The organism is Marinobacterium iners DSM 11526 (genome assembly GCF_900107855.1).
GTDB lineage: Bacteria > Pseudomonadota > Gammaproteobacteria > Pseudomonadales > Balneatricaceae > Marinobacterium > Marinobacterium iners.
The window spans coordinates 81,644-106,509 of sequence record NZ_FNRJ01000015.1; the positions used below are offsets into that span (position 1 = coordinate 81,644).

Annotated in this window: 25 protein-coding genes; 20 read left to right on the plus strand and 5 right to left on the minus strand. The window is 52.0% G+C overall.

From position 1 onward, the window contains the following. Positions 1-94 precede the first annotated feature (94 nt). Genes gyrB through dnaA form a run of 4 tightly spaced genes read right to left on the minus strand, consistent with a single transcriptional unit; the run spans position 95 to position 6,400 of the window. A complete protein-coding gene (gyrB, locus tag BLV48_RS14580) occupies positions 95-2,515 on the minus strand; it encodes a DNA topoisomerase (ATP-hydrolyzing) subunit B (RefSeq protein ID WP_091827518.1) in 2,421 nt (806 codons plus the stop codon). Beyond that, a complete protein-coding gene (gene recF / locus BLV48_RS14585) occupies positions 2,512-3,621 on the minus strand; it encodes a DNA replication/repair protein RecF (protein ID WP_091827519.1) in 1,110 nt (369 codons plus the stop codon). The genes gyrB and recF overlap by 4 nt, the downstream gene beginning before the upstream one ends. A 41-nt stretch (positions 3,622-3,662) precedes the next feature. Continuing rightward, positions 3,663-4,766 (minus strand): DNA polymerase III subunit beta, encoded by a 1,104-nt coding sequence (dnaN, locus tag BLV48_RS14590; protein ID WP_091827520.1) that lies wholly within the window; start codon positions 4,764-4,766, stop codon positions 3,663-3,665. A 29-nt stretch (positions 4,767-4,795) separates the two neighbouring features. After that, positions 4,796-6,400, minus strand: coding sequence for a chromosomal replication initiator protein DnaA (dnaA, locus tag BLV48_RS14595; protein ID WP_091827521.1), 1,605 nt, complete (start codon positions 6,398-6,400; stop codon positions 4,796-4,798). A gap of 501 nt (positions 6,401-6,901) precedes the next feature. Here dnaA and rpmH point away from each other — a divergent pair. The 8 genes from rpmH to BLV48_RS14635 all read left to right on the plus strand — a co-directional run bounded on the left by rpmH (position 6,902) and on the right by BLV48_RS14635 (position 13,181). Further along, a complete protein-coding gene (rpmH, locus tag BLV48_RS14600) occupies positions 6,902-7,036 on the plus strand; it encodes a 50S ribosomal protein L34 (protein WP_091827522.1) in 135 nt (44 codons plus the stop codon). A gap of 30 nt (positions 7,037-7,066) precedes the next feature. Beyond that, the gene (rnpA, locus tag BLV48_RS14605) at positions 7,067-7,432 is read left to right on the plus strand and encodes a ribonuclease P protein component (protein WP_091827523.1); all 366 of its coding nucleotides are present in this window, start codon (positions 7,067-7,069) and stop codon (positions 7,430-7,432) included. Between the two features lie 21 nt (positions 7,433-7,453). Continuing rightward, the gene (gene yidC, locus BLV48_RS14610; RefSeq protein ID WP_091827524.1) at positions 7,454-9,130 is read left to right on the plus strand and encodes a membrane protein insertase YidC; all 1,677 of its coding nucleotides are present in this window, start codon (positions 7,454-7,456) and stop codon (positions 9,128-9,130) included. A gap of 69 nt (positions 9,131-9,199) precedes the next feature. Then, positions 9,200-10,567 carry a tRNA uridine-5-carboxymethylaminomethyl(34) synthesis GTPase MnmE gene (gene mnmE, locus BLV48_RS14615; RefSeq protein WP_091827525.1) on the plus strand — a complete coding sequence of 456 codons (1,368 nt, stop codon included), beginning with the start codon at positions 9,200-9,202 and terminating at the stop codon, positions 10,565-10,567. 83 nt (positions 10,568-10,650) lie between these two features. After that, positions 10,651-11,511, plus strand: a complete 861-nt coding sequence (locus tag BLV48_RS14620) for a type II secretion system F family protein (protein ID WP_091827526.1) — start codon at positions 10,651-10,653, stop codon at positions 11,509-11,511. After that, positions 11,504-12,424 (plus strand): type II secretion system F family protein, encoded by a 921-nt coding sequence (locus tag BLV48_RS14625; RefSeq protein WP_091827527.1) that lies wholly within the window; start codon positions 11,504-11,506, stop codon positions 12,422-12,424. Before BLV48_RS14620 ends, BLV48_RS14625 begins: the two co-directional genes overlap by 8 nt. Continuing rightward, positions 12,421-12,744, plus strand: a complete 324-nt coding sequence (locus BLV48_RS14630; RefSeq protein WP_091827528.1) for a DUF192 domain-containing protein — start codon at positions 12,421-12,423, stop codon at positions 12,742-12,744. The genes BLV48_RS14625 and BLV48_RS14630 overlap by 4 nt, the downstream gene beginning before the upstream one ends. Further along, on the plus strand, positions 12,741-13,181 hold the full coding sequence (locus BLV48_RS14635; protein WP_091827529.1) for a tetratricopeptide repeat protein: 441 nt from the start codon (positions 12,741-12,743) through the stop codon (positions 13,179-13,181). The genes BLV48_RS14630 and BLV48_RS14635 overlap by 4 nt, the downstream gene beginning before the upstream one ends. A 142-nt stretch (positions 13,182-13,323) precedes the next feature. Here the strand turns inward: BLV48_RS14635 and BLV48_RS19005 are convergent, their stop codons facing one another. After that, on the minus strand, positions 13,324-13,659 hold the full coding sequence (locus BLV48_RS19005; RefSeq protein ID WP_091827530.1) for a hypothetical protein: 336 nt from the start codon (positions 13,657-13,659) through the stop codon (positions 13,324-13,326). A gap of 76 nt (positions 13,660-13,735) precedes the next feature. On the opposite strand from BLV48_RS19005, the gene BLV48_RS14645 reads away from it, so the two are divergent. The 12 genes from BLV48_RS14645 to BLV48_RS14695 all read left to right on the plus strand — a co-directional run. After that, positions 13,736-14,827, plus strand: coding sequence for a nitrilase-related carbon-nitrogen hydrolase (locus BLV48_RS14645; protein WP_091827531.1), 1,092 nt, complete (start codon positions 13,736-13,738; stop codon positions 14,825-14,827). Positions 14,828-14,841: 14 nt separating this feature from the next. Next, the gene (locus BLV48_RS14650; protein ID WP_254775056.1) at positions 14,842-15,123 is read left to right on the plus strand and encodes a Flp family type IVb pilin; all 282 of its coding nucleotides are present in this window, start codon (positions 14,842-14,844) and stop codon (positions 15,121-15,123) included. A 38-nt stretch (positions 15,124-15,161) separates the two neighbouring features. Then, the gene (locus tag BLV48_RS14655; protein WP_091827533.1) at positions 15,162-16,334 is read left to right on the plus strand and encodes a hypothetical protein; all 1,173 of its coding nucleotides are present in this window, start codon (positions 15,162-15,164) and stop codon (positions 16,332-16,334) included. After that, complete coding sequence (locus tag BLV48_RS14660; protein ID WP_091827534.1) at positions 16,325-16,978, plus strand: hypothetical protein; 654 nt, start codon at positions 16,325-16,327, stop codon at positions 16,976-16,978. The genes BLV48_RS14655 and BLV48_RS14660 overlap by 10 nt, the downstream gene beginning before the upstream one ends. Positions 16,979-16,998: 20 nt before the next feature. Further along, a complete protein-coding gene (locus BLV48_RS14665; protein ID WP_091827535.1) occupies positions 16,999-17,778 on the plus strand; it encodes a hypothetical protein in 780 nt (259 codons plus the stop codon). Continuing rightward, positions 17,775-18,425 (plus strand): hypothetical protein, encoded by a 651-nt coding sequence (locus BLV48_RS14670; RefSeq protein WP_091827536.1) that lies wholly within the window; start codon positions 17,775-17,777, stop codon positions 18,423-18,425. Before BLV48_RS14665 ends, BLV48_RS14670 begins: the two co-directional genes overlap by 4 nt. Further along, positions 18,422-18,577, plus strand: coding sequence for a hypothetical protein (locus BLV48_RS19010; RefSeq protein WP_175527689.1), 156 nt, complete (start codon positions 18,422-18,424; stop codon positions 18,575-18,577). Before BLV48_RS14670 ends, BLV48_RS19010 begins: the two co-directional genes overlap by 4 nt. 21 nt (positions 18,578-18,598) lie before the next feature. Further along, entirely contained in the window at positions 18,599-19,372 is a 774-nt protein-coding gene (gene cpaB, locus BLV48_RS14675; protein WP_091827537.1) for a Flp pilus assembly protein CpaB, read from the plus strand. Positions 19,373-19,382: 10 nt separating this feature from the next. Beyond that, complete coding sequence (locus BLV48_RS14680) at positions 19,383-20,702, plus strand: type II and III secretion system protein family protein (protein ID WP_175527690.1); 1,320 nt, start codon at positions 19,383-19,385, stop codon at positions 20,700-20,702. 66 nt (positions 20,703-20,768) lie between these two features. Further along, complete coding sequence (locus BLV48_RS14685; RefSeq protein ID WP_254775057.1) at positions 20,769-22,439, plus strand: TadA family conjugal transfer-associated ATPase; 1,671 nt, start codon at positions 20,769-20,771, stop codon at positions 22,437-22,439. A 28-nt stretch (positions 22,440-22,467) separates the two neighbouring features. After that, positions 22,468-24,582, plus strand: coding sequence for a polymorphic toxin-type HINT domain-containing protein (locus BLV48_RS14690; protein WP_091827539.1), 2,115 nt, complete (start codon positions 22,468-22,470; stop codon positions 24,580-24,582). Positions 24,583-24,594: 12 nt separating this feature from the next. Next, the coding region (locus BLV48_RS14695) for a hypothetical protein (protein WP_091827540.1) at positions 24,595-24,866 on the plus strand (272 nt) is incomplete at its 3' end.

Genomic DNA, 24,866 nt, shown 5'->3' on the forward strand with positions numbered 1-24,866 from the left:
AACGGAAGCTCAGCGTTTTTAGGTTTTTATGTCACAAAAAAAGCAGCCAATGGCTGCTTTTGAAGCGTTTCATAATAAAAACGAAGTCGAAGAATCAAACGTCCAGATTGGATACATTCAACGCGTTGGATTCGATGAAGTTGCGGCGCGGTTCTACTTCATCACCCATCAGTGTAGTAAACAACTGATCCGCAGCAATGGCGTCATCAATGGTCACCTGCAGCATGCGGCGTGCATTCGGGTCCATCGTGGTTTCCCAGAGCTGATCCGGGTTCATCTCGCCAAGACCTTTATACCGCTGAACAGAGTTGCCTCTGCGCGACTGCTCCAGCAGCCACTGGATACCGGCCCCCAGTTCATTGAGCGGGAAGCGACGTTCGCCACGCTGAAGGTAGGCGCCATCCTCGAACAGCGACTGCAGTTCATGACCGAGTGATACGATGGACTGGTAGTCACGAGAACGGAAAAACTCCGAATCAAGCGTATAGTCGGAATCAACCCCGTGCTGAATGATCTTGATGACCGGAAGGTAGAGGCTGTGCTCACGATCCAGCTTCAGGGTGCACTCATAGCGTTCACCACCATCTACGTAAGTAGACAGGGCCTCACAGAGCTGCTCCGACCATTGTTGTACCTGCTCGGATGACGACAACTGCTCCAGTGTCAGAGTCGGCAAGTACAGCAGTCGCTTCAATACTTCATACGGATAGACGCGGCTCAACCGCTCGCACATGCGCTCGACCTGACGATAACGGGTAATCATCGACTCCAAAGCCTGACCGGAAATGGCGGGAGAACCTTCACCCGGGAACAGGCTGGTGCCGTCAAGAGCACCCTGGAGCAGGTAGTTATCAAGCGCTTCGTCATCCTTGAGGTATTGCTCCTGCTTGCCTTTCTTAATTTTGTAAAGCGGCGGCTGGGCAATATAAATATGACCGCGCTCAATCAATTCAGGCATTTGACGGAAGAAGAAGGTGAGCAGCAGGGTACGGATATGCGAGCCATCCACGTCCGCATCCGTCATGATAATGATGCTGTGATAACGCAACTTGTCAGCATTGAACTCTTCACGTCCGATACCACAGCCCAGTGCCGTAATCAGTGTGCCAACCTCGGCAGAGGTGAGCATCTTGTCAAAACGCGCCTTCTCGACGTTAAGGATCTTGCCCTTGAGCGGCAGGATTGCCTGCGTGCGGCGATCACGCCCCTGCTTGGCAGAGCCTCCTGCGGAATCACCCTCCACCAGGTACAGTTCAGAAAGGGCCGGGTCCTTTTCCTGACAGTCAGCCAATTTGCCTGGCAATCCCGCCACATCCAGCGCACCTTTGCGACGAGTCATTTCACGCGCCTTGCGAGCCGCTTCACGGGCACGGGCCGCATCGATCATCTTCTGAACAACAGCCTTGGCATCCTGCGGGTTTTCCAGCAGATAGGCATTCAGTTCAGAAGCCATCAACTGTTCAACCGCCGTTTTCACTTCGGAAGAAACCAGTTTGTCCTTGGTCTGTGACGAGAACTTGGGATCGGGAACCTTGACCGAAATAATCGCCACCAGACCTTCACGGCTGTCATCACCACTGGTGCTGACTTTGCCATTCTTGTTCAGCTGCTCAGACTCAATGTAGCTGTTGAGGCAGCGGGTCAGTGCCGCACGGAAGCCCGACAGGTGGGTACCGCCATCACGCTGCGGGATGTTGTTGGCAAAGCAGTGCAGGCCTTCCTGGAAGCCGTCGTTCCATTGCATCGCCACTTCAACGCCTACGCCATTTTCATGCATGGTGTTGAAATGAAAGATCTTGTTGATCGGTGATTTGTTCTGGTTGAGAAACTCAACAAATGCCGCAAGGCCACCTTCATATTCAAACACTTCCTCACGGCCACTGCGCTCATCCTTCAGGCGAATGCGAACGCCTGAGTTAAGAAAGGACAATTCACGCAGGCGCTTGGCCAGGATGTCATACTGGAAGCTGATGTTGGTGAACGTCTCTTCAGACGGCTTGAAGCGTACAATCGTGCCGGTCAGGTCTGTTTCACCCACCACACGCAAGGGCACTTCGGGTACACCGTGATGATAGATCTGCTCGTGTACCTGCCCCGCACGCCGAATGGTCAGCTTAAGCTCCGAAGAAAGCGCATTCACAACAGATACGCCCACACCGTGAAGACCACCTGATACCTTGTAGGTGTTGTCGTCGAACTTGCCACCGGCGTGCAGCACCGTCATGATCACCTCAGCCGCCGATACACCTTCTTCCTTGTGAATATCAGTAGGGATGCCACGGCCGTTGTCAGACACGGTAACGCTCTCATCCGGGTGGATGATCACGGCAATCTCGGAGCAGTGACCGGCAAGCGCCTCGTCAATGCCATTGTCGACCAGCTCGAATACCATGTGATGAAGGCCGCTGCCATCATCGGTATCGCCTATGTACATGCCCGGTCGCTTTCTGACCGCATCAAGCCCCTTCAGGACCTTGATACTGGACGAGTCATAATTCTGGTTTTCACCACTCATGTTTGATCTCCTGGCGCACCCCTGTGCGTTAACGTACCGGATTCCACCCTGAACAGTGCAACATCAGTCTCAGGCTGCCAGACCCGACTCAATAGGTCCGGATCCACACAGGTGATAAAGCACTGATTGGCACTCGCCTCTAAAAATTCGCAGAACTGCCGGCAGTGACGCTCATCGAGCTCGGCCGGCAGGTCATCGATCAAGTAAATACAGGCACGGTTGTTGAGGCGATGAAACAACGCACCTTGGGCCAGCCTAAACGCACTGACCACCAGTTTTTTCTGTCCGCGTGACAGCCGATCAGCTGCATTCAGACTGCCTGTCTTGAAGCGCAGGTCAGCACGCTGCGGCCCCAACGAGGTAAAGCCCTGACGCAGATCGCGCTCAAGATTTTCAGTCAGAAGGGCTTCGAGGCCCCGCTTGCGATCCCAGCCGGGACTAAACAGCAGGCGTACCTCGACACCCTGTAACAGTGCGCTCAGGGCCTGCTCAAACCCGGGCCTGAGCTGCTCAATATAGAGCTGCCGAAGAGCCGTCATCTGCTCTGCATAGTGAACGAATTCAGCATCCCAGGTTTGCCTCACGCGAGGATCGATTTTACCACACTTCAGCAGTGAATTTCGCTGCTTGAGGATACGCCTGAAACCACGCCACAAGCGGATAAAGGCAGGATCGAAATGAAAGGTACCCCAATCAAGAAACTGTCGCCGAATACCCGGACTGCCATCAAGCAAATCGAAGGTATCACTGTTGATCACCTGTATCGGCAGAAGCTCGGCAAGAGCCGCGGCATCAAGGCTTTCACCGGCATAACGCACACGCACGTCGGCATCCAGGCTGCGCTCGACACCCAGGGGCTTCACCTGTCCGGCACCCAGCGAATCGGTTTGGGCAAACACAAGTGCACGCGTTTCTCCCTCCTGCACCAGATGACGAAACTGGTTGCCGCGAAAGGAACGGGTCAGGCCCAGAAAGTGAATCGCTTCAAGCACACTGGTTTTGCCGCTGCCATTATCACCATACAGAATATTGATTCGGCTGAGCCGATCTGCAGTAACATTGGTCAGGTTGCGAATGTGCTGTATACGGAGCTGTTTGAGGGGCATCGGGAGATACAGACAGGGGGCCGAAAGGCCCCCGAAAACGGTCACATGCGCATCGGCATGACGACGTAGAGCGCATTGGGTTCGTCGTAGCCGCGAATCAGCGCGCTGCTGTTGGAGTCCAGCAGAGTGAAACGCACAACATCGGAGTTAAGGATCGACAGTACATCAAGCAAGTAGTTGACGTTGAAGCCGATCTCAAGCTGACCACCCTGATAGTCGACGGCAACGGTTTCTTCCGCTTCTTCCTGTTCAGGGTTATTGGCCATGACCTGCAGGTAACCATCAGTCAAAGTCAGGCGAACACCACGATACTTTTCATTCGACAGAATGGCGATGCGACTAAAAACCTGACGCAACTCCTGGCGGTCTCCCAGCAGTTCCTTGTCGCCATTACGAGGAATGACACGCTGATAATCAGGAAACTTGCCGTCAACCAGTTTGGAGGTAAAGGTAAAATCACCGACATTGGCACGAATATGGTTGGCCCCGATCACCAGGCGAACACTCTCATCTCCGCCTTGAAGCAGGCGTGCCAGTTCCAAAATACCCTTGCGCGGCACAATGATCTGCTGCTGAGAGCTGCTGTCAGTCTCAACCGGACATACCGAGGTAGCCAGCCGGTGGCCATCGGTGGCGACACTGCGCAGCTCGCCCTCCTTGACCTCAAGCAACATGCCATTGAGGTAGTAACGCACATCCTGCTGTGCCATGGAAAAGCCGGTCTGATCGATCAGGCGACGCAACGAGGACTGTGGCAGCTTGAGCTCAAACGTCTCGGGGCTGTCTTCAACGTTGGGGAATTCCTGCGCCGGCAGCGTCGACAAGCTGAATCGGCTCCGCCCAGACTTGATCATCATCTTCTGGCCGCTGAGCTCGAACTCGATACGGGCGTCATCAGACAGCGATTTACAGATATCCATCAGCTTGCGTGCCGGCACGGTAACGGAACCGGCTTCTGCAGGCTCATCCAGCTGCACACGGCCCACCAGCTCGACCTCTAGGTCGGTGCCGGTCAGTGAAAGCTGATCGCCTTCGGCCACCAACAGAATATTGGACAATACCGGCAGCGTCTGACGGCGTTCCACAACTCCCGCCACCAGCTGCAGTGGTTTAATGAGCGCTTCTCTGGATATAACAAGTCTCATGATTCTGGCTACCCTGTCAGGATCCTGTACTACGCCGTCAGATGACGCAGCAGATTTTTGTAGTCTTCGGCAATATCGGTATCGGTTTCACGCAACTCTTTGATTTTACGACATGCATGCAACACCGTCGTGTGGTCGCGACCACCGAAGGCGTTACCGATTTCGGGCAAACTATGGTTGGTCAGTTCTTTCGCCAAACTCATCGCCATCTGGCGTGGCCGCGCCACCGAGCGGCTGCGACGCTTGGAGAGCAAATCAGCCACCTTGATCTTGTAGTAGTCGGCCACAACCCGCTGAATGTTATCAATACTAACCTGTTTGTCCTGTAACGCCAGCAGGTCTTTAAGTGATTCTTTAATAAAGGGAGTATTGATGGTGCTGCCCGTAAAGTGAGCATTCGCTATCACTCGTTTCAAAGCACCTTCGAGCTCACGCACATTGGAGCGAATTTTCTGCGCCAGGAAGAAAGCAGCATCGTCAGGCAAATTGACCCGCGCTTCCTGCGCCTTCTTCATCAGGATGGCCACACGGGTCTCAAGCTCCGGTGGTTCGATTGCAACGGTCAGTCCCCAGCCGAAGCGTGACTTGAGCCGTTCTTCAACGCCGTGAATTTCCTTCGGATAGCGGTCGCTGGTCAGAATCATCTGCTGACCACCCTCAAGAAGGGCATTGAAGGTATGGAAGAACTCTTCCTGGGAACGCTCTTTGCCGGCAAAGAACTGAATATCATCGATCAGCAGGGCATCAACGGACCGGTAGTACCGCTTGAAGTCATTGATTGCGTTCAGCTGCAGTGCCTTGACCATGTCAGCAACAAAGCGCTCGGAGTGAAGATAGACAATACGCGCATTCGGGTTGCGCTTGAGCATTTCGGTCCCGACCGCATGCATCAAGTGGGTTTTACCCAAACCAACGCCACCATATATAAACAGCGGGTTGTAGGAACCACCCGGATTGTCTGCAACCTGTTGTGCAGCCGCCAGGGCCAACTGGTTGGACTTACCCTGCACAAACGACTCGAAGGTGAACATCGGATTAAGGTTGGACTGATGGCGCACGCTGCCTTCAACTTCAACGCGACGCCCACCCATTGAGTTCATGACAAGGCCCGAATCGACCGGTTCCTGCTGATCGAAAAAGCCCATCTGGGGAGTGGGCTCATCGCTCCATTCGTCAGCGCCTGCCTGATCGTCGGCCATAACAGCCGGGGATGTCGTCTGCACGGGCGCTGCGGCAGGCGCAGCAACCGCAACGGGCTGGTGCTGTGACGCAACTGGAGCAGCGGGAGGAGAGGGCGCACGCTGAACAGTCTGAGCAGCTTGCGCAGACTGACGACGGCTTCGGGTCGGGGCGGTACGATGCCGGGGTGTAGCCGCCATCGCTGCACTCTGCCCGGAGACGTCCAGACGCACCTCGGTGCTCATGTCACCGGTGACTTCCGAAACCGCCTGCTGAATGCGGGCCAGAAACTTGTCCGCAACCCAGTCACGCACGAAACGGTTCGGCGCCAGCAGCAAAAGCTCCTGCGAAGCATCATCCTGAGCCCGCAAGGGCCTGATCCAGGTGTTGAATTGTTGGGCAGGGAACTCCTGCTGGAGACTTCTCAGGCACTGTTCCCAAAGCTCTACCGACATCCGTTTACTCCCAACCGCTCAGGCCTTAGAGTCCCGGGGGATCACAAAAATTCGAAGAGGAACATTCTAGCGCCTAAGGCAGTGGTTATCCACAGTTATACTCGATTTTGTGTAAAAAATGCCGACCATGCGCCAAATCGGTATTTACCCCCACGCCAGCACTAAAACTGGACGCGGCGTGAACAAAAAAAGGGTTAAAAACAGCTTTGCCATGTGGTTATAAACAAAACATCCTATTGTTTTTATAGAAAAAAAAGCACTTATATACAGAATTACACAATTTCATCACCAACAGGATACAGTTGCCATGGCCCGCGCCTGTTCCAGACAGTCGTTTAGGCCAGAGCCTGCATCCAGTGATCGATAGCTCGTGCAATTCACACCTCGCCTCAAAAAGTGTTTGCAAGATAACCAGCAATCCCCTAGAATTTCGCGTCTTGATTTTATACCCCGTGGATTATCAGCCACCTCACGTACATCAGTGTAAGTAGGACTGAGGCAATGAAAAGAACATTTCAACCCAGCGTTTTGAAACGCAAACGTAATCACGGTTTCCGTGCTCGCATGGCAACTGCAAATGGCCGCCAGGTTCTGAACCGTCGTCGCGCTAAAGGTCGTAAGCGTCTGTCTGCTTGATTCAGATTCTGAATAAGGTCGCATGACTGAATGACCGATTTCCGATATCCCCGCCGTCTGCGGCTGCTGACGAGCGGGGATTTCTCGCGTGTATTTGACCGCGCAGATGTCAAAGTACCGGACCAGCACCTGCTGATTCTGGCCCGCCCCAATGATCTTGGTTATCCCAGGATCGGATTCGTAATCTCGAAGAAAAATGTCCGTCGGGCGGTGAAACGTAACCGCGTTCGGCGTATCATTCGCGAGTCTTTTCGCCTGCATCAGCATGAACTCCCGGCACTGGATATGATTATTCTCGCTCGCAAGGGCCTGGATACTCTTGAAGGCACCGAGTTGAATGCCGTTATCAGGCGCTGTTGGTCGCGTGCCGGCAAGAAAGCGCGAAAGCTCACATAACAAACTGATGGTTCTACCACCATGGATGTACAGCGAGTCATACTGATTGCCGCTCTGGCACTGGTATCCTACCTGATGGTATTGCAGTGGAACGAGGATTACGGTCCCTCCCACCAGCCTGAACAACAGGTCACCAGCTCTTCCGCCTATTCCACTGACCCGGCATCAGCCGTTTCAGAACTGCCACAGGCATCCGATGCTGCGGCAAGTGCAGATATTCCCCAGACCGGAACAGCTGCAGAGGGTGCCGCCCAAGCATCTGCCGCCAGCCTGATCAAGGTCCGCACTGACGTGCTCGAACTGCTGATCGACCCACGCGGTGGCGACATCATTCAGGCCGCTCTGCCACAACATCAGGGGGCACTGAATTCAACTCAGCCCTTTGTCCTGCTGGAGCAGAATGCCAACCGTACATATGTCGCTCAAAGCGGCTTGATCGGGCCCGACGGGCCTGATGCTAATGTCACGGGCAGGCCGCTTTACACCAGCGCTCAGACTGAATACACACTGGAAAACGATACCCTGACCGTGGATCTTGGCCTCACCACCGACAAGGGTGTTGAAGTGACCAAACGCTTCACCTTTTTCCAGGGTGAATACCGGGTTGGTATGGAATACCTGATCAAGAACCCGACAGAAGCACCTTTCCAGGGTGTGCTCTTCGGCCAGATCAAGCGTGATGGCTCGAGTGACCCCTCACAGCAGAACAGCATGGGCATGCAGTCCTATCTGGGCGCTGTTTTCTCCACCGCCACAAACAACTACCAGAAAGTTGATTTCGGCGATATGGATGATGAGCGGTTCAATGTCTCCAGCCCTGACGGCTGGGTCGCCATGGTTCAGCACTATTTCCTCAGCGCATGGATACCGGAACCGGGCACCGAATACACCTACCAGTCCCGCAAGCTGAACGGCAATTACATTGCAGGCTTCCTGTCGCCCACCTTTACAGTGTCCCCAGGACAGTCTGAAACCGTCAGCGCCACTTTCTATGCCGGTCCCAAGGATGTTGATCAGCTCAAGCTGATTGCTCCTGACCTGGACCTGACCATCGACTACGGCTGGCTGTGGTGGATTGCCTCCCCACTGTACATGCTGCTGAAGTGGATTCACTCACTGGTTGGCAACTGGGGCCTTGCGATCATTGGCATCACCATCATCGTCAAGGCTGCGCTGTTCCATCTGAACGCCAAGGCGTTCCGCTCGATGGCGAAAATGCGCAAGTTCGGCCCTGAAATGGCGCGCCTGAAAGAGCTCTATGGCGACGATCGTCAGAAGATGTCTCAGGAAATGATGAAGCTGTACCAGAAAGAGAAGATCAATCCGCTGGGAGGCTGCCTGCCAATTCTGGTTCAGATGCCGATCTTCATCGCTCTGTACTGGGTACTGATGGAGTCCGTCGAACTGCGTCATGCGCCTTTCTACGGATACATTCAGGACCTGTCGCAGATGGACCCGTACTTCATTCTGCCGATTCTGATGGGCATCACCATGTTCATTCAGCAGATGCTGAACCCGACACCGCCCGACCCCATGCAGGCGAAGCTGATGAAGATGCTGCCAGTGATCTTCACCTTCTTCTTCCTCTGGTTCCCGGCAGGTCTGGTTCTGTACTGGCTGGTGAACAACATTCTGTCGATTGCCCAGCAGTGGGTCATCAACAAACAGATCGAAGCAGGCAATGCTGCCAAAGACTAAAGGCATGCTCTGCAGGTAAAATGAAAAGGCTCCCACGGGAGCCTTTTTCGTTGTGTTAAGGAGACCACCATGCTCAGCAGTGCGCAGGACACCATCGCAGCCCAGGCAACGCCCCCCGGCCGAGGCGGTGTTGGAATTATCAGACTGTCCGGGCCCGATGCGCTTACCATCGCGCAACAGCTGCTGGGCTTTACACCAAAACCCCGTTACGCCCACTACACCCCGTTCCTGGATGGACAGGGCGGACAGCTGGACCAGGGCATTGCACTCTACTTTCCCAATCCCCACTCCTTCACTGGTGAAGATGTGGTTGAACTGCAGGGGCATGGCGGCCCGGTCATCATTGACCTTCTGTTGCAACGGGTGATCGCACTGGGCGCACGACTGGCACGCCCCGGAGAGTTTTCCGAGCGCGCTTTCCTCAACGACAAGCTGGACCTGGCCCAGGCAGAAGCCATTGCGGATCTGATCGACAGCTCGTCAGAGCAGGCCGCACGTTGCGCACTGCGCTCACTGCAGGGCGCATTTTCCGAGCGTGTGCATGCACTGGTGGAGTCCCTGATTCAGCTACGCATCTATGTGGAAGCCGCCATCGACTTCCCAGAAGAAGAGATCGATTTTCTTGCAGATGGCAAGGTGCAGTCAGACCTGGCACTGATCCTCAAAAATCTGCAGCAGGTGCGTCAGGAAGCACGCCAGGGCAGTCTGTTGCGCGAAGGCATGAATGTAGTCATTGCAGGGCGCCCCAATGCCGGCAAGTCCAGCCTGCTCAACGCACTGGCAGGGCGAGACACCGCCATTGTCACCGACATAGAAGGTACAACACGCGATGTGCTGCGCGAGCATATCCATATTGATGGCATGCCGCTGCATATCATCGATACCGCCGGGCTTCGCGATGCCCCTGATGCTGTCGAGCGCATCGGTATTGACCGCGCCTGGGAAGAGATCCGCCGCGCCGACCGCATTCTGATGATGGTCGACAGCAGCCATTCAGCGACCACTGATCCCTCTCAGTTATGGCCCGAACTGGCCGATCACCTTGACGACTTCAGCCATGTCACCCTGATTCGCAACAAAGCCGACCTGACCGGCGAACCGGTTGGCATGCGTCAGGAAGGTGAATACAGCCTGATTTCTCTAAGTGCCAAACAGGGGCTGGGAATTGATCTGCTGCGCGAGCATCTAAAGCAGGTAATGGGTTTCAATGCCACAACGGAAGGCGGATTCATGGCACGTCGCCGTCATGTCGATGCACTGGAACGCACTCGTCAGCTGCTTGAAACCGGAGCCAAACAGCTCGAAGCGCACGGAGCCGGCGAGCTGCTGGCCGAAGATTTGCGCCAGGCACAACAAGTACTCAGCGAGATAACCGGTGAGTTCAGCTCGGATGATCTGCTCGGCAGAATCTTCAGCTCATTCTGTATCGGTAAGTAAGATCAATTTTTATCAAAATCAACATTGAACCTGTAGATTTCTTGGTTATCATGTACACGCTTTTATAAAGAAGGATTCGAGCCATGGATACGGCGCCAAATCTGATGTGGATGGCACTAGCCCTCACCTTCATCACCACGGCCCTCTTATCGTTATTGATTGTCAAATATGGCAAGTCACTGCTTTCAATCTACAACGTCAAAGTAGTAGGGCATGTAGACTCGCAACTTAAGCAAAACTTCGTTTCCACCTCACCGACCCAACTTCTTGCCGCCACAGCTTTGAGTTGCATCCTGTGTGTTGCGGCAGGCTTCTTCCTGTTTGGTTTCTTCGGCGTTGTGCCGGGGCTGATTGCTGGCCTGTCCACCCCCTGGATCTACCACTGGCTCGTCAAACGAAAGCGCCGAGAAGCGTTCGTCTACCAACTTCCAGATGCTCTTTCTTCACTATCAACATCCATGAAAGGCGGAGGCAGCCTGAGCAAAGGGCTCGAAATGCTTGCCATCAGGCAGCCCAGTCCCCTCTGCCAGGAGTTTTCATTGCTGGTCGCGGAAAACAGAGTGGGAAAAGATGTGGAAGAGTCTCTGAAAGACATGAAAGAGCGTCTTAAATGCCCAGAGCTCGAGCTTCTGAATATAGCCATATCCGTCTCTCGTAACGTTGGCGGTAACTTGGCGGATACACTTGAAATTCTGGCAGACACTCTGAGAGAAAAAGCACAGGTCGAGGGCAAAATCGCGGCCCTGACAGCAACGGGCAAGGCACAAGGTTGGGTGATCAGCCTGCTGCCATTCGGTGTAGGGTTGGCTCTCTACTATCAAGAGCCCGAGAAAATGTCTGCTCTATTCAACGAGCCTTGGGGCTGGCTGATGCTGGCAGTCATGTCAGCCATGATGGTATTGGCTGTCTGGTTAATCTATAAAATAGTTAATATCGATGTCTGAATCACTGCTTTACATATCCCTGGCGGCAATAGTCACCGCTGTAGTGCTGATCTCGCTGGTACCATTGGTGATTTTGAAAGCTGCCAAAGACCCTGATATCGAACTGATGTCGTCCGGCAGTGATAGCCTCGGCTTTTTTCTGAAGGCGCTGCGTCCACTACTTCGCGCCTACTCAAACGTTTTCTCGAAGAAAACAAAACCAGAAACCCTCGATATAATACGATTAAAACTTCTTCGAGCCGATTTGCTGTTCTCTCTAACTCCGAACGAATTCATCGCGCTACGACGGCTTTCATTGGCCCTCACCACAGGTTTCGGCTACCTGATCATTCAGATACTTGATATGCATGATGCCCCCAAAATAGTGGCAATATTGGGTGGCATGGCCGTTTTGGGCCATATCTACCCGGACATCTGGTTAAACGACACAATCAAGCAACGCAGAAATCAGATAGAGAAGGCATTTCCATTCCTACTGGATCTGCTGGTTCTGATGATGAGAGCGGGGCTTCCCTTCGCGGGGGCAATCCAGCAAGGCATCAACAAAATCCCCGAAGGGCCTCTAAAAAGAGAATTTGTTCGATACCAGCGTGATATCCGTACTGGGCTGGCGAGGGCTCAAGCACTGGAAAACCTTTCAACCCGCGTCGATATCCCTGCGATTACAAACTTCACCGCTGCCATTATTCAGGCCGAAGAGACCGGCGGTAGTATTACAAACATGTTGGCCACCCAAGCAAAGCAGCGAAGAAAGGAGCGCTTTCTGCGTGCCGAGAAAAAGGCTAATGAAGCACCCGTAAAAATGTTGCTCCCGCTTGTTGGACTGCTGTTCCCGATCACATTTATGATTATCAGCGTCCCTATCATTGTCCAGTTCTTGGATTCTGGGCTTGTAGAAAAGCTGTTGAAATGACGAGTGTGGCAGAGTTGCAGTTTGAATGGATGGATACTTTTTCAAAGCGCCTTACTGGGGCTCTTACACGCCCGATTGACAAAACACGTACAATATTAGTTTTTTCACCTGGTGGCTCCATACATACTTTTTTCATGCGATATGACTTACATATATTTTTCCTGGATGCCGAATACAAGATTATAAAAGGCTACCCGGACGTGAAGCCATGGCGTGTAGTTAAAGCACCGCAGGGTACTCACTACGTGGCCGAATCGGCTGCAAGCATTCCATATATGACTGTTCTGTCGAAACTCACTTATCTTATGGCCGTAAAATGAAGATTTTTTTCACCTTTCTACTGAGTTTGACGCTGCTCGGTTGCGCTTTCCAACCTTCAAGCACACCCGAAAAAGCGGATAATGCTCCACCTAAGGAGTTGTGGAAATCCGCTGATAACGCTTACAGGAATCAAGACTGGCAACTCAGCTATAGTCTGTACAGCCAGATATCTGATCAATTAACGGATGCTGACATCGAATTCAGAAAGGGGGTTTCCGCCTTCCGGCTTGGTCGTATTAAAGCTGCCGAGCAAGCTTTCGAGAGCGCTATTGAAATTCAGCCCTCTCATAAAAAAGCATTGTTCAATTTGGCAATAATTAATATATCCAGAGGTTATGCTTTTTTGAACGAATATAATGAAAGCTTACCGATTCAAGAGCGCTCCGAAGAAATTGTCGATATTCTTAAAGCACTAGAACGTTTCAGTACACAGTAAAAGACGTGATAAAATTAAAGCCTGTAGTATACCCTGTAATTATTAGTGCAGTTTCATCAATACTAATACCAGGAATCATTTTTTATAAAATAATAGACCAGTATTTGCCAATCTATTTAGCATTAGTCATAACACACTTCTTCTATACGTTTTCAATTATATGTATAGCATCTATAAAAACACGAAACATCTTAGTAAACCTTCTAATCATGACAGGGCTTTTTAGTTTAGCCGACATCCTGTTATCAGCTTTGAGTATTCCTGTTTCATATACGTTCTTCATCAACGAATACCCACTTTTCGATAGACTTTTACCATATGTAGGATCAGAGATAGCATTTGGGTTAATTCTGGGATTTTTTGTAATTATTTCCAGGTTTTCGCTTGCCATTGCTGTCTTCTTATCGCTAATTGCCTGGTTAATACCGAATCCGCCAGCTAATACACCATCACCGTCAACCGGCTTGAATATTGCCATTATTCAAACCGTACTGCCTCAACATGTCACCAGCTACCCGGGGATTTCCGACGGGCTCCATTACTGGAAGACCCACATGATCCGCGCCCTTCAGGAAGCAAACCAGCAAACAGTGGATGTGGCAATTTTGCCTGAATCGTCCATGCCCGGTTTCCATTCCACTGCGACCCCTGTCGTTCAGGAAATACTGAACGCACGCCATTCATACCCACTCATTGCACACCATTATGTAGATACAGAAACGAATGGTATTTCAAGCCAAGTAAGATTCTGGGATCAATACAACCATGTTCAAGCTATCCACGAAAAACGAAAACCATTGCCCATCGCTGAAAAACTGATTATCCCCGGAGAGCAGGCCAGCTTCAGTCTCAAAGATTTTACCTTGGCATCGTTTATCTGCTCAGAAAGCCTGGATGTATACAATGCGCGCTTCCGTCTATCGACAAGCGATATAGGAATAGTACTAACCAATGAAGCTGAAATAGCAGATACATATCTTCCAGAGTTACACCTGATATCAGACAAGATTCGTGCACGCGAAATGGGAACGCCAATATTAAGAGCTGGCAATATCCGCTTATCAACTTATATTGATGCAAAAGGAAGAGAAATCGTTACGGCAAAGGACTCAAGCTGGCAAAACCTGTATGTGACAGTGACATCAAATAGTGACACCTTATACTCTTCAACTTTTGTCGCACAACACATACTAATTTTAATGACTCTCCCCATCCTGCTTATAAGAAAAGAAAAAATTCACATTACTTCCCCCCCTGTCGGTATTTACATCCTGATTATGATCTGTATGATTTACGCTCAAATTGCTTATGGATATGAGCACGTCTCGTCAGAACCACTCAAAGCGGAAACACCGTTTTACATTGATGGTTTCTTTCCGGCACGCCAACTCGGCATCAGTGACGCGACGAACATGGAGCAGTTCAGCACATATGTTGATTCCTCTCATATACCAGTTAAAGACATACCGCCTTCTCGTGGAGTGGGAATTATCAATACCATCCATGGGGAAATGTACATCACGGAGCGCCGTGGGGATCGTATTACCACACTAAGTGAAAGGGGGTTTTTAACACTTAAAAGTGCAGACCTTGAGCAAATATCGCTAAGCAAAGTGTTGTGGTACACCTATAAATCTGAAAATTAGTTGACGGAGGTCAAATGAAACGGATATCTGCCACGAATCCTATGGCCAAAAAACAGCGCGGCCAAGGCATGTCTGAATACATCATCATTACTGCATTGATTGCGGTTGCTGCAATCGGTGTATTTGCGGCTTTTGGTGACGTTATCGGTAACCAAACAGCGGCCATGGCTCAGGAAATGTCAGGCAACTCGGGCCAGGATGAAGTAGATGCGGCTGGAGATAATGCTGATCAAGCATCTACTTATGCGGAACAGCAGGATAATCTCTCCACTTACAATAGCCAGAACAACCAGTAATCGTTATTGCTGGCTGATTGTTCGCTAAGAGAGACAATATGAAACATGTAAAGGGGCAAATACTGCCCCTTATCCTGTTTGCAATTGCCATCGGTGGCGTAATGCTGGTGATCATGTTTAACGTGACGCAAAAAGTCACTGACAAGACCATCTCCAGCAATGCTGCCGATGCTGCTGCATACAGTGGAGGGGTGTGGGCCGCGCGCCAGCTCAACTATATGGCTTATACCAACCGCGCAATGGTTGCCAACCACGTTGCGGCGGGGCACATGATTGCCTATGTCAGCTGGACACGCTACGTGGAAAGTACCACGTCCAATATCAACCAGATTGCGCGCTTTATCCCCTATTTGAATGCTGTTGTGGCAGCACTTGAAGAATATTCTACCGTTGTCAGAGAAGCCGCCGAATACACAGCCGAAATAATGATACCGGCCATTGATACCGTTAACCTTCTTTATGCCACATCCCAGTATCAAGCACAGCTGGACCTCACCCCTACACAGGTCGAGTCAATCATGCGCACCGTGGTGGAGGCACACGACCCCATCCTGCGGTTCAACAACACATCAGACCTGAACGGCAGTAGTGGTAACTCATACAAGCCCGTGATCGATGCTGCCATCACGGTTTATCGAGCAAAATTGCTTGGTGCAGTAGAGATATTGTCACCAGGAGATGACGACAACGAAATGTCTAACCTGGTGGAGCTTAGTTACGCTGGCTCAACCCGCTGGCTGAATAACAGGAAATGGCATGAAACCCTCGTGCCCGGCCTCTACGAGCTTAAGAAAGAAGGTTCTACCCATCATGAACTGGACACAGACCTTGGGTACTGGAAAGCCGATGACGCACTCAAGTTCGGCCAATGGACTCCCAAGGGCTGGAGCTGGAGCACCCTTGGTTGGGGCAGGGCAGACACTGACGAGTTTTACGAAGACTATCAGGGCATACACTCTTACGCGCGTAAGCGATCCGATCCGGATGAAGAGCTTTATATCGACCTGGTGACCTTGGCTACCAAGTTTGACAACGAAACCGTGCCCCGCACCGTGATGGATATCGACAGTAAAGGCACCGTAATCAGCGGCTACAGCAAGGCCCGACTCTACTTTGAGAAACCCGCCACCGGCTTTGCCAACGACACGCCACAGTATTCAAACTTCTACAATCCATTTTGGAAGGTAAAGCTGGTAGAACCATGGCTATGATCCGCAGTTTAACGTTTTGTTTGGCCCTGGCCAGTGCTTCAGTCATGGCGTCGAGCTCGTGCCCGGACGGCACAGTCGAGGCTGTAGAGCTGATCACCCAACATGAGACAACCCTGCTTCCGGGCTCCAAAGGACTCAATATTCGCGGCGAGGGCCGAGGTCAGGTTAAACACTATTTCAGCGTTGGCGGCGAAGAATATATACACGAAGACAGCGAGCGTCGTATCCCTACCGGTATTTTGGAAACGGGCGGGTTTGCCTATCGATGGGCCCCATTCGAAAAAGAGACCTGGCAGGTAGATGGCTACATCTATCGCTCTTCCAAAGGTGATAAACGGGACTACAACAAGCGAAGCCAAACAGCGCCTCGCGATCATAACCCCGCGGTAGCAATCGAAGAAATATCCGCCAAGACAGACAACACCGATGTATTTGCAGGCCACCGGTGCCGAGTATCAACGAAAACGATTGCGTCAGGGGCAACCGTATCCAGCTGTAGCTTAAGAATTTATGGTCGCAACACACCCATAGACTGGCAAATTGTGCATGAGGGCGGATCAAAACAGACAAAACAGACGCTGTCACTGACCCAGAAATGTGTCGACACAACTGTATTTGAGATCCCCGAGCGCAACTGGCAGTGATGAAATCAGGGGCCATACACATGAGGAAAAATGAAACAGGCGCAGCCACTGTCGAACTCATCATAGGCTGCTTGGCGGCCATACCTTTATTCTTTGGTATCTCGCTACTCGGGAAGTACGCCGATATGCGCCACAAAACCGTCGAGGCGGCTCGCTATGTCGCCTGGGAGGATGTCATATGGCAAGGCGCAAAACAGCAAAGTGACTACCAGATTGAAGCGACCGACCGACTGATGGGGCACCGAAGCGCTTCTGTTGTCGATCGCAGTGTGCTGGATCAGCAGGGCGTATCTGAAGATCCTCTGTGGCGAGACCAGTCAACCCGGACACTGATGGTCAGCGATGGCAGCACGGTTCGCGTGAACGTCAGCCAGGAAAACAATATCGGGACAACCTCGCACCGGGCCGCTACCAGGCAGATAGCATCTCAAGCAGGTTTAGACACCAACACCGTCACGCGCTATCAAGTGTCACTGCCTTCCACCAACCGACTGCGTATTCCAAAACCGGGCCAAGCCACGACGCTTTCCAGTTTTTTTGATCCCGATCATTACCTCTCTCCGAGCGTCATGAATTTTCAAGCATCCTCGGCAATTTTAACCGACACATGGCAGGCCGATAACCTGTCGAGCTATAAACAGCGTATTCGCCGTCTGACACTGGAAGATGAACTTGACCTGGCCGTTGCACTGGGAACGCAAACATTTGGCTATTTCCCCCTGTTCAAGGAAGGATTAGACGGCGCAAATCCTGATATTGTGGCCGCTCCCGAGGCTATTCTTCAGGAGTACATACCGTGAAGTGGTTGTTACTTCTTGCCTTGGCTGTAACCCCCTTTTATGCGACGGCACTGGAGCTTGATTCACCCAAGGCTCCTGCTGGCTTGCAAATGTTCTGGATCGCTGAATACATGGAATTCAACGATATTCCAATGAGTATCCGAAGCTTTAAGACAAGGGAACAAGCCAGCTCAGTCATTCCACGACTCAAAGAACACCTCGAAAACATCGGCTCAACAGTCCAAGTCACTCAAGACAACGAAGGTTGGACAACGCTGGCAACAGCCGATGAGAATCGGTTTTACAGCATTCGACTCACAAGCGGACAGACAGAAACCGAAGGCGTATACACGGTTTCCGCAAGACGCCCTGCCAAAGAGAGCGAAACACGCTTGCCTCTGGGCTTCATCCGCATCGAAAAACAGGTTTTTTTTGATGGCCCCTCTGTTCAGGAATTTACCGTACTTGGCACTCAATCGGGTCAATCTGAAGCACTGGCAGTCGTTGAGCGCATGATGACAAACGACGGCTGGAGCACCACGCGAAATTATCGCTCCACACGCTACTTTTCTCGGCAGGAAGGGCAAGAACATGCACATGCCACAGCCCAACCGGGCGAGAAGGGCATGGGAACTCTCATTCTAATCAGTAAAGAGCTCACTAAATGAAACCTCGAAAATATGCCGCTGGCAGCAGCCTGGTGGAATATATCGTGATAGCCAGCGTATTAGCCGGTTTGTTTTTTGGTTTGCCCGCCATCCGGAACATGCTTGAACAGCATCACGACCAGGCAGTGGAAACGCTATCCATCCCCAACTGACCATAATCTCAGGAAGTAATTATGAAGGGACGCTTGATTACCATTGCACTCATACTGTTCTCCATTTTGGCGGCCAGTGCGGCGGTGTACCTCTCAAATCAATACATCCAGAACACCCTCCAGGCCAAAGAAGCCGCAATTGACAAACAGTACGAGCCGATAGAGGTGGTGGTCGCCAACTTCGATCTTCGCCCTGGTGATGTCGTTTCTCCACGTACCGTTTCATTGCGCAAGGTACCGTCCGGATTTGTTCATGGCAGTGCCATTCGCAAAGCAGATTTCAGTGCAGTAAGCGGCTTTGCATTATCTGAGCCCCTTGGCAAGGGTGAAACGTTGCTGCGCTCACATATGTCTCAACGCAAGGGAGGAAAGTTTGCCGCCTTGATCGATGAAGGCAGACGCGCCGTGACACTCAACATTGACAACCTGTCATCCGCCGCGGGCATGCTTTCGCCCAATGACGAAGTGGATATCCTTTTGACAACCCAGGACAAGGATAAAAAGGAGCTGATGACAACACTGTTGCTGGACAACATCCGTGTTTTGGCAACAGGAGTGGAAACCTCCGAAAACCCTGCAGGCCAGGTGATCCAATACAACACCGTCACACTTGATCTGTCTCCTGCAGAATCATCCACGGTCACCCACGCTCGCAAAATAGGCGACATATCCTTCGTACTCAGAGGCGCCGAAGAACGCGGCCCCGGCTATGAGGGCGTGGTGTCCAAAACAACCATTCTCGGCAACAACCAGACAGTATCGACTTCAAGCATTGAAATCATTATCGGGGGTTAAGGAAAACCGTATGCAGACTCTTCTGAACATTTATCGAGTGCTTGTTTCATGTTGTCTCATCGCAATATCACCTGGCTTGTTGGCTGTTGAGAACACACAACCACCCACCCAGCAACTCACGGTGGGCGAGACCTATATCATCCCCGCCAAATCCTTGAAGCGTGTCGCTGTGGGCAACGGCGATATTCTTCAGGTTGAAGCGCTTGAAGAGGTGGGCGAAGTACTTGTTATTGCTAAAGAGCCCGGTATCTCAGATGTGATTATTTGGGATCTGAATGGTAAAAAGAAGCGCGTTCTTATCAACGTAAAAGGCTACGTTGATGGCCCTACTGAAAAGGTGGTCAACGCTCTTTTCTCCGATATCGATGGCATCGAAATACGAAAAATCGACAACAGTTTTGTCATTGAAGGTACCGCTTCAACCGTACGCGAGCATGAGCGTATTCAGGCAATAGCCGAGGCCTACTCCAATATATACTCACTCGTTTTTCCACCTGAATTCGAACACAAGCAAACCGTACTCATCCACGCCCAGTTCCTTGAAGTCAACCGTAACGCACTGGAAGAGATCGGTATCAACTGGTCAGACGCCATCAATGGGCCGGTTTTTTCATTCCTGGACGACTACTCAACAAACAACTACTTCCGCGGAACCGGCTTACCGGGTAACGCGATTCTCAACCCCGCTCTTTCTGACCTGCCCAACGCCATCTCCGGCTCACAACAATACTTTGGCTGGTCGACTTCGCTGACGTCCGCCATCAACCTGTTGAAAACCAATGGTGACGCCAAATTACTGGCAGAGCCAACGCTCTCCTGCATCAGTGGCGGCAGCGCTGACTTCCTGGCGGGCGGTGAAGTCCCTATCCCTGTTTCAGGTAACGATGGTGAAGTCACTGTCATATTCAAAGAATTCGGCATCAGCCTTAACATTCAACCACTTGTGGATGAGTCCGGTTATATCCAAACAGAAGTCGCGATAGAAGTCAGCGCGGTGGATGAGAGCGTCAGTGTTTTAGGTATTCCCGGCTTCGCCTCACGCAAGGCCTCCACCGAAATGCATGCGGAAAGCGGCCAAACCATCGTACTGGCCGGGCTGTTCAGCCAAGAAGGCTCAAAGTCTGTCGATAAGGTTCCTGGTCTTGGTGACCTGCCCATCGTGGGAGAACTGTTCAAGTCCCGTGCGTTCCGTAATAACGAATCCGAACTCATTGTGCTGGTCACACCGCGCATCGTTGATAACCAGGCCGAGAGCGAAAAAGGAATGAAGCTCTTCGAGCGTCTGCAGCAGGAATCAGACGATGCTCTCAAATTCAGCATCATGGATTAAGCAATGTTTACGTTAGAAATAAACTCAGCCTCAGAGTCGCCTCAACGACGGGAACTGGACCCGGGTGTGTACAAGATAGGCCGATCTATCTGGTCTGATATCCGCATCAAGTCGGGTACATTACTCAAGCACCACATGACACTCGCCGTACAGGAAGACGGATTCAAGCTGATCGCGTTCGGTGAATTAGAAGTCAATGGGCGTCCGGCTCAAAGCCTGATTACTCCCAAATCCGGTACCCGTTGCCGCGTGGGAGACGTAGAGCTGGTCTTCATTCACCCCTACAAGACTGCGGAAGAGCTTCTGGACGAGTCTGATAGCCGCTACGAAGAAAGCCGGGCTCAGGTCCAACCGGAAAAGCCCAAAGAGGATAGAGAGATACCGGCGACAATATCACCTGTAGCCCCTACGGTCAGCCCCAGTGCTCAAGATATAAAAGACTCTCAAGCGTGGATTGCGACCAAGAAGGCACTGCAAAAAGCGATCCTGGAAAAAATGGACCTGTATAAACGTGGCATCATCGACGGATTGAACGATGAAGACTTGCGTGCCGAGGCCACCGATACTGCTCAGTCCATCCTGGCCAGCCAGCATATCGAAGTACCCGCACATCTGAACAAGCGTCTTCTGATTCAGGAAACCGTAGCTGAATCCATTGGTTTGGGGCCGCTTGAACCACTGTTGGCTGACAACACCGTCAGTGAAGTCATGATTAATGGCCCAGACCAGATCTACCTGGAGCGCAATGGCAAAATCGAGCGCTCCTCCACCCGCTTTACCGGCAACAGCTCTCTACTGAGCGTGATTGAACGCATTGTCTCGCCGTTGGGGCGTCGTATCGATGAAGGATCGCCCATGGTAGATGCCCGTCTAAAGGACGGCTCTCGCGTGAATGCAATTATTCCACCGCTGTCACTGATCGGCCCGGTTGTCACCATCCGGAAATTTTCCGCTGAAAAGTACAACCTGGACAAACTCGTCGGTTTTGGCTCCCTCAGCCCCGAAATGGCGCGCTTCCTGGAAATTTGTGTACGCCATCGCAAAAACATCGTCGTCTGTGGCGGCACCGGCTCAGGTAAAACGACTTTCCTTAACGCCCTGTCAGACTGCATTCCCCACTTCGAACGCATCATTACCATCGAAGACGCCGCGGAACTGCAGCTGGCACAGGAACACGTTATTTCACTGGAAAGTCGACCCGCCAACGTAGAAAAAACTGGAGAAGTCACCATCCGCGATCTGGTAAAGAACTCTCTCCGAATGCGCCCTGATCGCATCATCGTTGGCGAGTGTCGCGGAGCTGAAGCCCTCGACATGCTTCAAGCCATGAACACCGGCCACGAAGGCTCCATGACCACGGCACACTCCAACTCACCACGAGACCTGCTGTCACGGCTTGAAGTCATGGTGCTGATGAGTGGCATGGACTTGCCGGTTCGCGTCATACGCGAGCAGATCGCCTCGGCGGTAGACATTATCGTGCATCAGTCCCGCTTTTCAGACGGACGCCGTCGCGTCACATCCATCGTGGAAGTCGATGGCATGGAAGAAGATGTCGTACTAATGCAAAAGCTGTTCGAGTTCCGCCAAAGCAGTATTGATGCAGACGGTCGCCTTCATGGCGAATTCAAAAGTTTGGGTATTGCTCCACGTTTTTATACCGAGCTTCAAGAGGCCGGTGTCGAACTGGACCGCTCAATATTCATGTCCACAGCCAACGAAACCAGCACCTGCTGAGAGCCACCAGATTCAGGGATGAAACCATATGGGCAACATGATCAGGACGCTTACACACCGTATCCGTGAACGCGGGGCCGCCGCCGTTGAATCGCTGATCGCGCTGCCCATTGTCATCATACTGATGATGGGCGCAGCCGAGTGGGCCCGCGTCTACGAAGCCAAGACAACTCTCGACCATGCTGCCGTTCAGGGTGCTCGGGCCGGTGCCGTCGATCACGCCCAACCGTCTGCCATCCAACAGGGCATTGCACGGGGCATGTTACCCTTCTACGCCCCGCGGTCCGGTAACCTTATCCAGACACAGGCTGAACTGGTCGCCACACTCGGCACTCAGTCGCGCCTGCGTATCCTCAACCCCACGCCAGAAACCTTCGACGACTTCGGCCTGACTGAAAACGGCCGTCGCGTACTGCCCAACAGTGACCTGAAAAACCGCAGTACCGCTATCGGCGCCAGCAGTGGTCTGAATATCCAGGATGCCAACCTGCTCAAGGTGGAGACCACTTGGGGCGTCGAGCTGCGCATGCCGTTCATCCGCCAGGTGATCAGCTTTATCGGCCAGGGCACAACCACACCCGGCAGCTTTGAACACCAGCTGTACCGCAACGGAATGATCCCGGTCAGTGCCACCACGCTGGTGCGCATGCAGAGCGAGGCCTGGGAGAACAGCCTGATGGTCTCCATTGCTGACCAGGGCACCGAGCGTACACAGGGTGGGCCACAAGAACAGCTGGCCACCGGCGGAACGTCAACCCCCTGGGGCGGCCAAACAGGCTACGACGGCAGCCTGGCCTCCAGTTATGTACCCGATCATCTCGGCAACGGCTCTGACTTTGCGCACCCCGACTGGGCCGATGGCCATGGCCAGGGTGGAACAGGTTCGGATCTTGATACCGGTGACACCGAAGGCAACAGCGATACTCCTCCTTCGGATACCGGCAACGAAGACAGCAACCCACCAGGCACCGATACACCCAAAGGGCCTGAGTGCCAAACCACCTGGGATGATCCCAAGTATCAGGTGGAAGAGTGCGACAGCTGGTATTGCAGGGGCATCGGTGAGACGTTCCATAACCTGGCTCAGGGCGTCAAAGTCGCCATCCACGTTCTCGGTGACTTCATCGAAGGCCTGATTGATGGCCTCGGTGACCAGGTCAAAGATCTGCTGGAGATCCTTGAAGATCCCTCCGTGCTGCTGGACGTCGCCAAGGCTTTCGCCACCGACCCCATCGGCACCATGGAAGAGCTGATCGGATCGGTACTCGACGATGTCGAGACCGTGATGCAGTGCGGTCCCTACGACATCGGCCGCATCCTGGGGCAGCACATCAACCCAGCCGTCGCGCTCAAGGTCGTGGGCAAGCTGGCCAAGCTCAGCGGCAACGACAGCCTCGCCCGGTATGCCGACGATCTGGAGCACGATATCGAGTGTGCCAGTTTCCCGGCCGGTACCCTGATCTGGACGCCCACAGGCCCTGTGCCCATTGAGCAGCTCAGCGTGGGCGACCGGGTTGAGTCTCGCAACACCTCAGGCTTTACTGATGCTGCTCAGCCGATCATTCAGGAGCTCAGCCGCACCGCCCCCGGCTACCAGCGCATCGATACCGAGTTCGGCACCCTTACCGCCACCCCGGAACATCCCTTCTGGGTACAGGGCAAGGGCTGGACAGAAGCCAAGGACCTGGAGTGGGAAGACCCCATCGCCACCCTGGAAGGCGATGTGGTGGCCTATGGCAACACCTACGTTGAAGAGCCCACCCAGGTATACAACTTCAGCGTTGCCAATACGCCGAACTACTTTGCCGGTGAGGCGAAGGCCTGGGTGCATAATGCAAGCTGTGAGATACTAAAAGCAGCAAATATGTCAGAATTTTTTGAGCAAAAATTCGGAAGTACACTAAAAGATATATCACAGAAAACAAGTAAAGTGGTTAAAGGAGCAACCGTTTATCAGATTAAAGGGAAAACAAATAATCCCTATTTAAAAAAAGGTGATCAGTTTTATTTAGATACTCAGCATTATGATCACATTGAGGTATTTGATAAAAGAGGTAAGGTCAAAGCGGTATTGAATTTGGATGGAACTTTGAATTCAAAAAAGACAGATAAAGCAATAAGTGAAGGCCGCAGAATTCCATAGAAAGGATATTTTATGCATGAAGAACTATCAAAGACATTAGATATAATCCTAAATCTTAATAATGCATGCGCAAAAAAAATAATCACTCAGGAAGAAATAAATGAACAGAAAGATAATCTTGAAGATTACAAAATAATGTTTTTTGAAATTGAGAATATCCTTTCAAAAATAGAAAGAGATGACTTAGATTCAGTAGATGATACTGTTGAAGCACTTGTACAGCTTCATTTGAAATATTCAGACTATATATGGCATATAGACCAAATGCACGAATTAGTTAAGAA

Excerpts from the sequence above, each read along its gene's own strand:
- gyrB (WP_091827518.1), bottom strand. The coding sequence starts at position 2,515 with ATGAGTGGTGAAAACCAGAATTATGACTCGTCCAGTATCAAGGTCCTG.
- recF (WP_091827519.1), bottom strand. The coding sequence starts at position 3,621 with ATGCCCCTCAAACAGCTCCGTATACAGCACATTCGCAACCTGACCAAT.
- dnaN (WP_091827520.1), bottom strand. The coding sequence starts at position 4,766 with ATGAGACTTGTTATATCCAGAGAAGCGCTCATTAAACCACTGCAGCTG.
- dnaA (WP_091827521.1), bottom strand. The coding sequence starts at position 6,400 with ATGTCGGTAGAGCTTTGGGAACAGTGCCTGAGAAGTCTCCAGCAGGAG.
- rpmH (WP_091827522.1), top strand. The coding sequence starts at position 6,902 with ATGAAAAGAACATTTCAACCCAGCGTTTTGAAACGCAAACGTAATCAC.
- rnpA (WP_091827523.1), top strand. The coding sequence starts at position 7,067 with ATGACCGATTTCCGATATCCCCGCCGTCTGCGGCTGCTGACGAGCGGG.
- yidC (WP_091827524.1), top strand. The coding sequence starts at position 7,454 with ATGGATGTACAGCGAGTCATACTGATTGCCGCTCTGGCACTGGTATCC.
- mnmE (WP_091827525.1), top strand. The coding sequence starts at position 9,200 with ATGCTCAGCAGTGCGCAGGACACCATCGCAGCCCAGGCAACGCCCCCC.
- BLV48_RS14620 (WP_091827526.1), top strand. The coding sequence starts at position 10,651 with ATGGATACGGCGCCAAATCTGATGTGGATGGCACTAGCCCTCACCTTC.
- BLV48_RS14625 (WP_091827527.1), top strand. The coding sequence starts at position 11,504 with ATGTCTGAATCACTGCTTTACATATCCCTGGCGGCAATAGTCACCGCT.
- BLV48_RS14630 (WP_091827528.1), top strand. The coding sequence starts at position 12,421 with ATGACGAGTGTGGCAGAGTTGCAGTTTGAATGGATGGATACTTTTTCA.
- BLV48_RS14635 (WP_091827529.1), top strand. The coding sequence starts at position 12,741 with ATGAAGATTTTTTTCACCTTTCTACTGAGTTTGACGCTGCTCGGTTGC.
- BLV48_RS19005 (WP_091827530.1), bottom strand. The coding sequence starts at position 13,659 with ATGGCAATATTCAAGCCGGTTGACGGTGATGGTGTATTAGCTGGCGGA.
- BLV48_RS14645 (WP_091827531.1), top strand. The coding sequence starts at position 13,736 with ATGATCCGCGCCCTTCAGGAAGCAAACCAGCAAACAGTGGATGTGGCA.
- BLV48_RS14650 (WP_254775056.1), top strand. The coding sequence starts at position 14,842 with ATGAAACGGATATCTGCCACGAATCCTATGGCCAAAAAACAGCGCGGC.
- BLV48_RS14655 (WP_091827533.1), top strand. The coding sequence starts at position 15,162 with ATGAAACATGTAAAGGGGCAAATACTGCCCCTTATCCTGTTTGCAATT.
- BLV48_RS14660 (WP_091827534.1), top strand. The coding sequence starts at position 16,325 with ATGGCTATGATCCGCAGTTTAACGTTTTGTTTGGCCCTGGCCAGTGCT.
- BLV48_RS14665 (WP_091827535.1), top strand. The coding sequence starts at position 16,999 with ATGAGGAAAAATGAAACAGGCGCAGCCACTGTCGAACTCATCATAGGC.
- BLV48_RS19010 (WP_175527689.1), top strand. The coding sequence starts at position 18,422 with ATGAAACCTCGAAAATATGCCGCTGGCAGCAGCCTGGTGGAATATATC.
- cpaB (WP_091827537.1), top strand. The coding sequence starts at position 18,599 with ATGAAGGGACGCTTGATTACCATTGCACTCATACTGTTCTCCATTTTG.
- BLV48_RS14680 (WP_175527690.1), top strand. The coding sequence starts at position 19,383 with ATGCAGACTCTTCTGAACATTTATCGAGTGCTTGTTTCATGTTGTCTC.
- BLV48_RS14690 (WP_091827539.1), top strand. The coding sequence starts at position 22,468 with ATGGGCAACATGATCAGGACGCTTACACACCGTATCCGTGAACGCGGG.